Source organism: Myxococcus sp. MH1 (assembly GCF_059738865.1).
Genome location: NZ_AP026947.1, coordinates 9,500,345 through 9,512,271 on the forward strand (window position 1 = coordinate 9,500,345; position 11,927 = coordinate 9,512,271).

The window sequence follows — 11,927 nt, forward strand, 5'->3', positions numbered from 1 at the left end:
AGGGCGACTCCACCATGAGCATCCGAAGCGCTGCCTCCCTCAAGCGGTTCGTCCAGCAGCCCAAGACCGAGGAGAAGTTGCCCACGCCGCATTGCGAGCCGGACGCGTCGCGGCCTTCTCCCATGCAGACGCTGGGCGACTCCTCAAGCAGCTTCGAATCCCAGAAGCCGAAGACGCCGACGAACATCAGATCCGAGCCGACCGGGGCAATCGGCCCCACAGGCCCGATGACCGAGGCGCAGAAGTACGACTATTACAAGTCGCTCATCGAGCAGAAGGGCGACTTCGACAGCGGTACCGACAAGCGCAACCTCGGGATGTAGCGCGCTCCTCGGCGACACCCGGGTGAAGGCCCAGCGAATGGGTACGAGGTGGCGGTTGGCGTCGGGCGCCCAGGCGCAAGTCCTGTTCCGGAGGGCCTCCACCGAGTGGAGTTGCCCACCGTCGAATCGGACATCGTCAGTGAGGGAAGCAGCTCGCGCACCGCCTTCAACCCGGCGCCCGTCGCGCACATGTGGGAGCGCGGCCTGGCAGGCGTGAGCCCAAGGGTCCAAGCGACCTGTCCACCGGCCGGGAGCTTTGCTTGGGCGGTCCTCCTCAGCCCCACTTCCCCTCGACAGGGCGCCCCTACCTCTTACGCACTGATTCGGGGCGTGTTTCCCCCTCCTGCAAACCGGTTTATTGGGGCCGTCGATTATCCCCTTCGTGGGATAATGAGGTCATATCCCTTGGAGGGGATATTCTGGCAATATCCCCGATGCGGCATATTTTTCGGTTATCCGCGTGGAGGAATCATGATTACCTTTTCTGCTCAAACCCCCGCCCAGTTGGGCGCCGTCCTGCGTGGCTATCGTCGGATGCGCGGGCTGACGCAGGACCAGTTGGCGTCCCGCCTGGGGCTCACCCAGAAGGCGATTTCGCACGCGGAGACGTCCCCGGAGCGGATGGGAGTCGATCGCCTCTTCCAGATCCTCGCGGGTCTGAATGTCGAGTTCGCACTCCGCGACAGGGCTCCCCAGAAGACGCCGTCGGAGTGGTAGGGCATGGCACGACCTTCGAAGACGCGTGCCCTTGACGTGTGGATGAATGGCGAGTGCGTGGGCAGATGGACGGTCGAACAGGGCGAGCATCGCTTCGACTACCTTGACGATTGGAGCCAATCGCCCAACGCCCGTCCGTTGTCGCTATCGATGCCGCTGCGCCCCGCGGGCGAGCCCTACAGGACGAAGGTCGTACAACCCTTCTTCGACAACCTGTTGCCGGACAGCGACGAAATCCGAAGGCGGATGATGAGCCGCTTCGGCGTTTCGTCGACGTCGTCCTTCGACTTGCTCGAAGAGGTAGGCCGTGACTGTGTTGGAGCGGTCCAACTCCTTCGACCGGACGCATCACCTCCAGACGTCCGTCTCATCCAAGGTCGTCCGATCAACGAAGCAGAGGTCGGACAGATTCTCGCCCGAGTGCGCACGCCCACGATGGGCGCACAGGACGATGACGACTTCCGAATCTCCCTGGCCGGTGCCCAGGAGAAGACCGCGCTCCTCTGGCACGACAATAAATGGTGGGTACCAGAGGGCACTACCCCCACCACGCACATCTTCAAACTCCCGATGGCCTCACTCGATTCTTCCGGGATTGATCTCTCCGCCTCGGTAGAGAACGAATGGCTCTGCGCGCAGTTCCTACGTCACTATGGCCTGCCTTGCGCTCCGTGCGAAATCAAGACCTTCGCCGGGCAGCGAGTCCTCGTCGTGGAGCGCTTTGATCGTCGTCTGGCACGAGATAGCTCCTGGATCATGCGCCTGCCGCAAGAAGACTTCTGTCAGGTGACGGGAACCCCTCCCGGAAAGAAGTACGAACAACATGGGGGGCCTGGCATCCGCGAGATCCTCAAAGTACTCCTTGGGTCAAGCACGGCCCTTGAGGATCGCGACGAATTCCTCCGGACGCAGTTCCTCTTCTGGTTGCTGTGCGCCATCGATGGTCACGCCAAGAACTTCAGCGTCTTCATTGAGGCAGAGGGCCGCTTCCGGTTGACGCCAAGGTACGATGTTCTCTCCGCCTACCCACTCCTTGGGCGGAAACAGAATCAGCTCTCGCCACATAAGGTGAAGATGGCGATGGCTGTCTTCGGAACCAATCGGCACTACAAATGGAAGGAGATTCGTATGACCCATTGGCTCGACACCGCGCGCCAGTGTGGACTTGGAACCTCCGCTCGCCAGCTCTTTGCTGAGACCCTCGAGAGAACCCCTCGAGTCATCGACGAGGTGCTCACTTCGCTTCCTCGCGACTTCCCAAGCGACGTCAGCGAGCCAATACTGGAGGGACTGCGCAAGGCAGCCAATGCCGCGAAGAATGGGCTGTGATGACGTCAGGCCTTGCTGAGCGTCAGCGGCTCCTGCATCCCGTCGAGCACAAGCCGAGGGTCTTTCTTCGGTCGCCCTGGCCGGCCGCTGCGGTGGCAGCAGGCCGACCAGTCTCTCCCATTGCGTGTCGGTGAATTCTCCCCGGCTCATGCCTCCTCGGAGCCGGGCAGCATCACCCTATTGGCGAACACGCCCTAGTTGCGCGTCCACTGGTCCAGCCAGCCGAGCACCTCGTCGTGCCACTGCAGGCTGTTGGCGGGGCGCAGCACCCAGTGGTTCTCCTCCGGGAAGTAGAGCAGCTTGGAGGGGATGCCGCGGCGCTGGAGCGCGGTGAAGGTGCCCAGGCCCTGCGTCTCCACCACGCGGAAGTCCTGGCCGCCGTGAATCACCATCATCGGCGTCTTCCACTTGCCCACGTGCTCGATGGGGCTGTGCTTGCGGTAGCCCTCGGGGTTCTCCCAGGGCGTGCCCTTGTGCTCCCACTCCGGGAACCACAGCTCCTCGGTGTCGAAGTAGCCCATGCGCTCATCCAGGATGCCGTCGTGGTTGACCAGGCACTTGAAGCCGTCCGCCCAGTTGCCGGCAATCCAGTTGATCATGTACCCGCCGTAGCTGGCGCCCAGCGCGCACTTCTTCTCCTTGGAGATGAACGGGTAGCGCTGCAGCGCGGCGGCCAGGCCCTTCTGCAAATCCTCGAGCGGCTTGCCGCCCCAGTCGTCGCGGATGGCGTCGGTGAAGGCCTGCCCGTAGCCGGTGGAGCCGTGGAAGTCGACCATGACCGCCACGTAGCCGCGGCCCGCGTACACCTGCGGGTTCCATCGGTAGTGGAAGTGATTGCCGAACGAGCCCTGCGGTCCGCCGTGGATGAGGAAGGCCAGCGGGTACTGGCGCTTCGGGTCGAAGTCGACCGGCTTCACCACGTAGGCGCGCACCGTCTCGTTGTTCCAGCCCGGGAACTCGAACTGCTCGAAGCCGCCGAAGCGCACGCGCGCGAGCGTGTCCTGGTTCACCTGGGTGAGCTGCTTGGTACCCGTACCGTCCTGGTTGATGACGAACAGGTCCGCGGGCGAGTCCAGGTCATCGTGCACGTAGACCAGGCGGTTGCCGGCGGCCGGCTGCGGCGAGTCGTCCGTGCCGTCCTTCGTAATCTGCCGCACCTTGCCCGAGGCCACGTCGAGCGCGAACAGGGGCTGCTGGCCGATGTGGCCCGCGGTGGCGAACAGCGTCTTGCTGTCGGGGCTCCAGGCGAGGCCGCCGGCGGAGCGGTCCCAATCCTCGGCGAGCACGCGCTCCTGGCCGCCGGGCCACGCGCGCACGATGACGCGGTAGCGGTCCGCCTCGTAGCCGGGGCGGGACATGGCCAGGTACGCGAGCGACTTGCCGTCCGGGCTGAAGACGGGGCTGGTGTCGGTGGCGCGGTTCTTCTCGGTGAGCTTGCGCGGCCTGGCCTTCCCGTCGATGGGGGAGACGAAGAGGTCCAAATCCGTGGACCAGGACTCGGTGCGGCCCACGTCGCGCGCGGTGAAGACGACGCTCTTGCCGTCGGGCGTGAAGGTGTACTCCTCCGGTCCGCCGAAGGGCTTGGTGGGGCCGTCCGCGTCCATGCCCTTCATCAGGTCCACGGGCGTGCCGCCGGCCACGGGGACGACGAAGATGTGCGAGCGGCGGCCGTCCTTCCACGTGTCCCAGTGACGCGCGAAGAGCTTGTCGTAGGTGCGGCCGGTGGCCTTGCGCTTGGAGCGCTCCGCCTCGCGCTGGGTGTTGCAGTCGAGACCAGCGCAGTCGGGGAACACCTCCATGGACACGGCCAGCCGCGCGCCGTCCGGGGACAGGCGGAAGGTGCCGACGTCCAGGGGGAGCTTCGTCACCTGGGTGGGCTCGCCGCCGTCGATGGGCAGGCGCCACACCTGGGAGGAGCCGCCGCGCGAGGACAGGAAGAAGAGGCTCTTGCCGTCCGGGGCCCAGGTGGGGTCCGAGTCCGCGTCCGGGTGCGAGGTGAGCTGGCGCGGGGCGCTCCCGTCGACGCCGACGAGCCACAAGTCCGTGCGGCCGCGGTTGGCCTCCAAATCCGTGGAGCGCAGGACGTAGGCGACCTGGGTCCCGTCGGGAGAGACGCGCGGGTTGCTCAGCCGGCGCATCGAAATCATGTCGTGGTGGTTGAACGGCTGGGTCTTGGCCGGCGCCGGGGTGGCGGCGAGGGCCAGGGCCGCGACAAGCGACAGCGGCAAGGTGTCCTCCTGGGGTGGGCCCGCGCGCGTCCATCCAGGCGAGCGCTCGGGCGGGGTTTTCGGGGGTGGACCGTGCCCGCTCCTCCGGGCGCTGTCCACCTTGGGGCGTCGGAACATGCGAGGGGCGCCCGTATGCCCGGCGCGTCATGGAAAGTGGGGTCGGGACTTCCCGGGAGCGGAAGCCATGACGTGACGCGCCAGTCCGGTTAGTGAGAGGGGCATGAGCCCACCCGTCAGCGTGCGTGTCTGGTCCGACTTCGTGTGTCCCTGGTGCTACGTCGGTCTCCAGGAGGTCAAGAAGCTCCAGCAGGAGTTCGATATCCAGGTGGACTGGCAGCCCTTCTTCCTGCGCCCGGAGACGCCGCCGGAGGGGCTGCCCCTGCCCGCGCACATCCGAGAGAAGATGAAGGACCCGAACAACCCCCTCAAGGTCCGCGCGGCGCAGGCGGGGCTGAAGATGGTGGACCGGGACGTGATTCCTTCCACGCGGCGGGCGCACCAGGCCACGGAGTACGCGAGGACGCAGGGCAAGCTGGAGCCGTACCACGCGGCCATCCTGCGTCGGTACTGGAGCGAGGGTCAGGACCTCTGGCAGTGGGAGACGCTCCGGGGCGCGGCCGAGGAGGTGGGGCTGGACGCGGACGCGCTCCAGCGCGCGGTGGAGGGCGGCGAGTTCGCGAAGGTGGTGGAGGACGCGGTGCGCGCGGCGCAGGAGATGGGCGTCAGCGCGGTGCCCACGTTCGTGCTGGGTGAGCGCTTCGGCATCCAGGGCGCGCAGGACTACGCCGTGTTCAAGCAGGCGATGGAGCGGCTGGGCGCGAAGCCTCGCGCGACGACGTGAGGTGGGCGCGGGGCGACTCGCGCTCGCTACATGCCCTGGAGCAGCACGAGCATGCGCGGGAGCGAGTCGGGTCCCGCGCCACCGGAGAGCCCCTGCGCGAGGTCGTGCAGCTCGGGTGATTGTTCCAGGTGCTTCGCGCTGAGCTGGAAGCACTCCACGGCCGCGGCGTCGAGGCGCGCACGGGCATCGCTCGGTGTGGGGTCTTCACACAGCGCCACGACCTCGGGATGTCCGAACAGCGCCCAGCGCAGCATCGCGGCGCGCAGGGTCAGCTTGAAGACGGAGTCCATCACCGAGGGGCTGTCGGTGAACGGGTTGCGCAGCCAGTGGTTCACCGCGTGGTGACGGAAGTACTGCTCGATGCGCTCGCCGAGCACGGGCTCCAGTCGGGCGCGTCGCTCGGAGTACTGGGCCCAGACGTCGTCCGGCGCGGCGCTCGGACCACCGTAGGACGCCTGGATGGCGCGGGCCCACGCCTGGAACCGCGCGCCCCGGACGCCGTCGATGCGCGCGCGCAGCACCGCGCCGCAGATGCCGGCCCACGGGCCGCCGGGCAGTCGCACCGAGGACACCATCGCGTGCAGCGCGTCCAGCGTCGACGGTGCCTCGAAGTCAGAGAGCGTCGAGAGGAGCAGTGCTTCGTCTCGAAACGCCTCCGTCCCCCGGAAGTAGAAGGCCCCGAGCCGCCGGGCCAGCTCCCCCAGCATGAACAGCCGCGAGGCATACGGGTACTCGCGTCGCTCCAGGATGCGTAGCGCCACCTCACGCACCCGCGCCGCATGCCACGTCCACGCGTCGGCCGCGTCCTCTCCGCCCAGCGCTCGCGCCAGCTCGGGCCGTGCCGCCAGCGACGCGTCCACCGGCACGGGCTCCAGCGCGTCCTCCGCGAGCAGGCACAGGCGCACGACCTCCGGGCAACCGAACGAGCCCGTCACCTCCAACCGCCCTGCCCTGCGCGTGGCCACGCGAGGGAACACCGCGCACGCATCCGGCAACACCGCCTCGCCATACGCGCGATGCAACGAGCACAACCTCCGGGCATCGAGGAACGAGCACAGCCCGTCCTCGCGCTTCGCGATGTACGCGGCCTCCGCGCCCACGCCGCTGCCCGGGTCGGGCAGCACGAGCGCCGCGACCCGCGCCGCGTCCGGTCCTCCCGCCACCGCGTCGCGCAGCACCTTCCACCGCGCGTCGCTCACCGGCACCACGAGCCCCGCGCAGCACGTGTCCTCACACGTGTCCGCCAGACACTGGAAGCGCGTCAGATACCGGGGAGCCGTGGCGGACATGGACCTTTCGAGCTCAGGCGTCGTCCGAGCCGCCCCGCAGCCCCACCACCACCGCGTCACCCGACACGGGCGGCGCGGTCACGGAGAAGGCCTCGCGGTCCAGCGTCGCGAACAGCCGCACCACACACGCATCACAGATGGCGGCGCTCCCCATGCCCGCCTGCAGCCGCCCCACCTGATGCGCCAGGGCGCCGCAGAACGAGCAGCGCCGCCGGGCCGGCGTGGGCTGATTCGAGACGTACGGTCCTTTCATCTCCCCATTCCTCACAGGCTACTTCCGGCCCAGCGCCTTCTTCACGAAGCCCCAGAATCCGCCAGCGCGCTCCTTCAGGTCCGCGCCACGGCGCTCCTCGGCGGCCTTCACCGACTCCTTGCTCACCTGCAGCTGCTTCTGCAGCTCCTCCGGCGAGTAGCGCGTGGCCAGCGTGGCCTTCACTTCCTTGCGCGTGGAGTACTCGCGCGCCTCGACGTGCAGCACGCACTCCGAATCGAGCTTGATGGTGACGGCCACGCGCACCGAGCCCTTCGGCCCTCGGGGCAGGCCCTCGATGCGCACGGTGCCCAGGTACTCGTTGGCGGAGATGTGGTTGTCCTCGCCCTGGAAGATGGACAGCTCGAGGACCTCCTCGTTGTCCTTCGACGTGCTCAGCGCGAACGAGCGCTGCGCGGGCAGCGGGCTGTTGCGCTCGATGACGCGCTTGAAGGCGCCACCGGGCATCGCGATGCCCACCGTCATGGGCAGCACGTCGATGAGCACCACGCTGCTCACCTTGTCCACCGAGCCCGAGTACAGCGCCGCGCCCAGCGCCACGGCCTCGTCCGCGTTGACGCTCGCCTGCGGCCCCTTGCCGAACAGGCCCTTGAGCTTGTCGCGCACCAGCGGCATGCGGCTCATGCCGCCCACGAGGATGATGTCGTCCACCTCGGCCGCCTTCAGCTTCGCGTCCAGGAGCACGTCGCGCACCACGTCCACGGTGCGGCTGAGCAGCGGGTCGCAGATCTTCTCCAGCTCCTGCCGCGTCATCACCACGCGCAAATCCCGAGGCCGCCCCGAGTCGTCCATCATCAACATCGGGATGTGGACCTCGAAGCTGGCGCGCTCGGAGAGGGCCATCTTCGCGCGCTCGGCGGCGTCGCTCACGCGGGACAGCGCGATGCCGTCGCCGTTGAACGCCAGGCCCTCCTTCTCCTGGAAGCGCTTGAGCAGGAAGTCGACGATGAGGTTGTCGAAGTCGATACCGCCCAGGAAGATGTCGCCGCCGGTGCCGAGCACCTCGAAGACGTTCTTCTCAATCTTGAGGATGGTGGCGTCGAAGGTACCGCCGCCCAGGTCGTAGACGAGGACGCGCTTGTTGAGCTCGCGGTTGAGGCCGTAGGCGAGCGCCGCGGAGGTGGGCTCGTTGAGGATGCGCTCCACCTTGAGGCCCGCGAGGATGCCGGACTTGCGCACGGCCTCACGCTGCGGCTCGGAGTAGTACGCGGGCACCGTCACCACCGCGCGCTCCACCTTCTGGTTGAGGTGGGCCTCCGCCATCTCCTTGCACTCGCGGAGGATGATGGCCTGCACCTCCTCGAGCGAGAGCACGCTGTCCATCAGCCGCACGGCGGCGCGGCCCGCCGCGTCCGGGACGATGTCGTAGTGGAAGCGCTCGCGGACCTGGTTCACCACGGCGCTGTCGTAGGGCCGGCCCACCAGTCGCTTCGCGCCGTAGATGGTGTGCTGGGGGCGCAGCACCAGCTGGTTCTTCGCGCGGTGGCTGACGAGCAGCTTGTTCTGCGCGTTGAGCGAGATGACCGACGGAATCGTGTTGTAGCCCTCGCGCGAGCGCAGCACGACCGGGCGGCCGTTGGACAGGAGCGCCACGCACGAGTTGGTGGTGCCCAGGTCGATGCCGATGACGGGGCCCGTGCCGGCGATCTGCGGAGGCGGCGGGAGGAAGACCGTCCTGGGCAGACCCCGCTCGTCGAGCGCGGGCGCGACGGGCGCGGCCTTGGGGGCGGCCGGCGTCAGCACCGTGGGAGTCCCCACCGGCTCGGGAGCCCTGGGGGCCTCGCGGCGCACGTTGGGCAGTGACGGAGCCGCGGGCGCGGGAGGCGGCTGGAACGCGGCCGGAGGCGGGGGCGGCGGAGGCCGGGCCTGGGCCACGGGCGCGCGGGGAGCAGCCACGCCCGGAGGCGCGCTGCCGCCCATGCCCGACAGGTCCAGGTCGAACTCGACGCCGCCCGCCGGGCGAGCCGAGGAGGGAGGCGGCGGCGGTGAGGTGCGCGTCGGAGGCGGCGCGGCGGGAGGCAGCTCCTCCACCGCGTCACTGAAGTCCAGGTCGAACTCCAGGCTGCCACCACCGCGAGGCTTCGCGGCGGCGGCGGCGGGAGGAGGAGGCGGCGCGACGGGGCGCGGGGGCGGCGCGGCCGGGGCCTCCTCCACCGCGTCGCTCAGGTCCAGGTCGAACTCGAGCGCACCTCCGGCGGGCTTCGCGGCGGCGGGAGGCGGAGCGCTGGGACGAGGAGGCGGAGGCGGAGAGACCGGGGCCTCTTCCACCGCATCGCTCAGGTCCAGGTCGAACTCGAACGCGCCCCCCGCGGGCTTCGCTGCGGCGGCGGGACGAGCCGGAGGCGGCGCGCTGGCACGAAGAGGCGGCGGCGCGACGGGGGCCTCCTCCATCGCGTCGCTCAGGTCCATGTCGAACTCGAACGCACCTCCCGCGGGCTTCGCGGCGGCGGGCGGAGGCGGCGCACTGGGGCGCGGAGGCGGCGGCGCGGGCGTCTCCTCCATCGCATCACTGAAATCGAGGTCGAACTCGAACGCGCCACCCGCGGGCTTCGCGGCGGCGGGCGGAGGCGGCGCACTGGGGCGCGGAGGCGGCGGCGCGGGCGCCTCCTCCACCACGTCACTGAAGTCGAACTCGAACGCGCCACCCGCGGGCTTCGCGGCGGCGGTGGGACGCGCGGGCGTCTCTTCCACCGCGTCACCGAAGTCCAGGTCGAACTCGGGTGCGCCCCCCTTGGGCTTCGCGGCGGAAGGCGCCGGAGCCCCGGTGGCCTCGGACATGTCGAGGTCGAACTCCATCGGGCCGCTGGGGCGCGCCGACGAGGACGACTCGTCCTCCACGGAGAGGCCGACCTCGATGGGCGCCTCATCGAGCATCTCGCCCTGCGCGAGCGGCGCCTCGTCGAGCGACAGCTCGAACCCGGGCAGCGGCTCGTCCATCAGCGGCGCGGCGGGCGGGGGCGGCGTGCTCGCGATGAGCTCCTCGAGCGGGATGTCCACGTCATCAGCGGGCGCGGCGGGCGGCGGGGAGAAGTCGAAGGGCTCGTCGAGCCCCGGAGACGCCGGCGCATCCAGGTCATCGAACAGCGAGTCCAGCGCGGGCCCACGAGGCGCCGCGGCGGGCTTCGCCACGGGCGCGGGTGCGGGCCGGGCCTGCACGGGCGCGACAGCCGGCGCGATGGAGGGGGCCAGCGGCGCGACGGACGGGGCGATGGCGGGCAGCGGCGAGACGACGGCCGCGGGGGCCTCCGGCTTGCGCTGCAGGAGCATCATGTCCACCAGCGCGCGGCTGGCCGGGTCCAGCTCGTGGAACTGGAGCCCCATGCCGGGAGGCCCCGCGGGGTCTCCCACTTCACGGACCCAGCGCACGTCGGCGGTGCCGCGCAGCACGCGCACGCCTCCGGCGATCTGCACCTCGAACTTGACGGGTGTCCCCACGGGCTGCGGGGTGCGCGAGCGGATGAACATCCCGCCCGGGCTCAGGTTGGTGGCGAACTCCTCCGCGAAGCTCCCCACGCTTTCATGCTTGAGCTTCACCAACAGACCGACTGCCTTCCGGTCCGTGGTGCGCCTGCCTTGATCCATAACGCACCACCATCGCGGTACACCGCCCCCTTCTCAAGAGGGTTTTGGGGCCTCGGTTGGTTGGCAGGCCGAGGAACCAGGACAGGTGGGCCTGCGGCCTACCTGCACCTTCCTGTAATGTCGTGCGCCGCGAGGAGGCGTCCATGAGCACCATCCCTCTCACCGTCGCGGTGGCGCCGCGCACCGGCTGGCTGGTCGACCGACGCCACGACTTGATTTCCACGGTGGGCGGCGCCTGCGCGAGCCTCATCCTTGTCGGACTTCATGCCGGGGCGGGGGTGAGCAGCCTGGCGTTGTGGTGGGCGTGGGTGTTGGTGCTGGATGGGCCGCACCTGTTCGCGACGGTGTCGCGCACGTACCTGGACGCGCGCGAGTGGAAGACGCGCAGGCGGCTGCTGCTGGGGAGCCTGGGCTGGTTCGCGCTGGGGCCGGTGTGCTTCGGGGTGTCGTTGCTCGTCGGCAGCAAGCTGCCGTTCGTGTTGTTCCTCACCTTCGCCGCGCTGTGGGCGTACTGGCACGTGGTGCGGCAGCACTACGGGCTGATGCGGTTGTACCAGCGCAAGTCGGGGGAGACGTCGCGGGTGGACCAGCGGCTGGACAGCGTGACGCTCTACGTGGGGCTCGTCGCGCCGTTCGTGGCGTTCGCGGTGACGCATCCGGGGGCGCGCAAGCAATTGGGGCTGACGGGCACGCCGAGCTGGGAGCCGGTGGTCGCCGCGGCGTGCTTCACCCTGGTGGCGGCGGTGGTGCTCTTGAGCGCGGGGCGTCAGGCGTGGCGCTGGCGGAAGGGGCAGCCGGTGAACGGGCCCAAGTTGTTGATGATGGGGGCCGCGGTGGGGCTGTCGGCGGTGGTGTTCTGGCCGTCGGTGTCCGCGCGGATGGACTTCATCATGTTCGCGGTGGCGGTGACGGCGTTCCACAACGTGCAGTACCACGGCATCGTCTGGTTCTATCACCGCAATCGCTATCACTCGGCGGGGGTGGACCCGGCGTCCTTCGGCTGGGCGCCGAAGGTGAGCCAGCGGTTCATCTTCTATGCGGTGTGCGGCATCGCCTTCACCCTGGTGTACCGGGGCCTGGGGTGTGGCTTCGGCGCGCATCCGGGCTGCGGCGTGTTCGACGCGAAGCTCGCGCTGGGCACGGGGCTGACGCTGCGGGACTTCATGGCCGGCTTCATCTGGGGCTTCGCCCTGCACCACTACTACCTGGACCAGCGCATCTGGCGGGTGAGCAAGGATGCGGGGCTGAACCAGGACCTGAAGCTGGACGGCGCCCTTTCCGCTGCCGCACGAAGTCCCCGGCCTCCGGTGCCGCCGGGTTGAAACCCTGTCGTGGCACCCTGGCTTC

Annotated in this window: 9 protein-coding genes; 5 read left to right on the plus strand and 4 right to left on the minus strand. The window is 69.2% G+C overall.

Annotated elements, in window-relative coordinates; genetic code table 11:
• The first annotated feature begins 14 nt into the window (after window positions 1-14).
• The 3 genes from AC6JA9_RS37490 to AC6JA9_RS37500 all read left to right on the plus strand — a co-directional run bounded on the left by AC6JA9_RS37490 (window position 15) and on the right by AC6JA9_RS37500 (window position 2,369).
• Window positions 15-323, plus strand: a complete 309-nt coding sequence (locus tag AC6JA9_RS37490; protein ID WP_408889021.1) for a hypothetical protein — start codon at window positions 15-17, stop codon at window positions 321-323.
• Window positions 324-794: 471 nt separating this feature from the next.
• Entirely contained in the window at window positions 795-1,040 is a 246-nt protein-coding gene (locus tag AC6JA9_RS37495; RefSeq protein WP_408889020.1) for a helix-turn-helix domain-containing protein, read from the plus strand.
• Between the two features lie 3 nt (window positions 1,041-1,043).
• Complete coding sequence (locus AC6JA9_RS37500; RefSeq protein ID WP_497958579.1) at window positions 1,044-2,369, plus strand: type II toxin-antitoxin system HipA family toxin; 1,326 nt, start codon at window positions 1,044-1,046, stop codon at window positions 2,367-2,369.
• 194 nt (window positions 2,370-2,563) lie between these two features.
• Here AC6JA9_RS37500 and AC6JA9_RS37505 read toward each other — a convergent pair whose 3' ends face one another.
• Window positions 2,564-4,597: an alpha/beta hydrolase family protein gene (locus AC6JA9_RS37505; protein ID WP_223746929.1), complete on the minus strand. Its 2,034-nt coding sequence runs from the start codon at window positions 4,595-4,597 to the stop codon at window positions 2,564-2,566.
• A 220-nt stretch (window positions 4,598-4,817) separates the two neighbouring features.
• Here AC6JA9_RS37505 and AC6JA9_RS37510 point away from each other — a divergent pair, with 220 nt between their 5' ends.
• On the plus strand, window positions 4,818-5,438 hold the full coding sequence (locus tag AC6JA9_RS37510) for a DsbA family oxidoreductase (protein WP_223746928.1): 621 nt from the start codon (window positions 4,818-4,820) through the stop codon (window positions 5,436-5,438).
• 26 nt (window positions 5,439-5,464) lie between these two features.
• On the opposite strand, the gene fliB is transcribed toward AC6JA9_RS37510, so the two are convergent.
• From fliB to AC6JA9_RS37525, 3 genes are read right to left on the minus strand one after another with little or no spacing between them, the layout of a single operon-like run.
• A complete protein-coding gene (fliB, locus tag AC6JA9_RS37515; protein WP_497958580.1) occupies window positions 5,465-6,727 on the minus strand; it encodes a flagellin lysine-N-methylase in 1,263 nt (420 codons plus the stop codon).
• A gap of 13 nt (window positions 6,728-6,740) precedes the next feature.
• The gene (locus AC6JA9_RS37520; protein WP_223782701.1) at window positions 6,741-6,980 is read right to left on the minus strand and encodes a ClpX C4-type zinc finger protein; all 240 of its coding nucleotides are present in this window, start codon (window positions 6,978-6,980) and stop codon (window positions 6,741-6,743) included.
• A gap of 18 nt (window positions 6,981-6,998) precedes the next feature.
• Window positions 6,999-10,580: a TIGR02266 family protein gene (locus AC6JA9_RS37525; protein WP_497958581.1), complete on the minus strand. Its 3,582-nt coding sequence runs from the start codon at window positions 10,578-10,580 to the stop codon at window positions 6,999-7,001.
• A 143-nt stretch (window positions 10,581-10,723) separates the two neighbouring features.
• Between AC6JA9_RS37525 and AC6JA9_RS37530 the strand changes: the two genes are divergently transcribed.
• Window positions 10,724-11,902 carry a hypothetical protein gene (locus AC6JA9_RS37530; protein ID WP_497958582.1) on the plus strand — a complete coding sequence of 393 codons (1,179 nt, stop codon included), beginning with the start codon at window positions 10,724-10,726 and terminating at the stop codon, window positions 11,900-11,902.
• The last annotated feature ends 25 nt before the right edge of the window (window positions 11,903-11,927 follow it).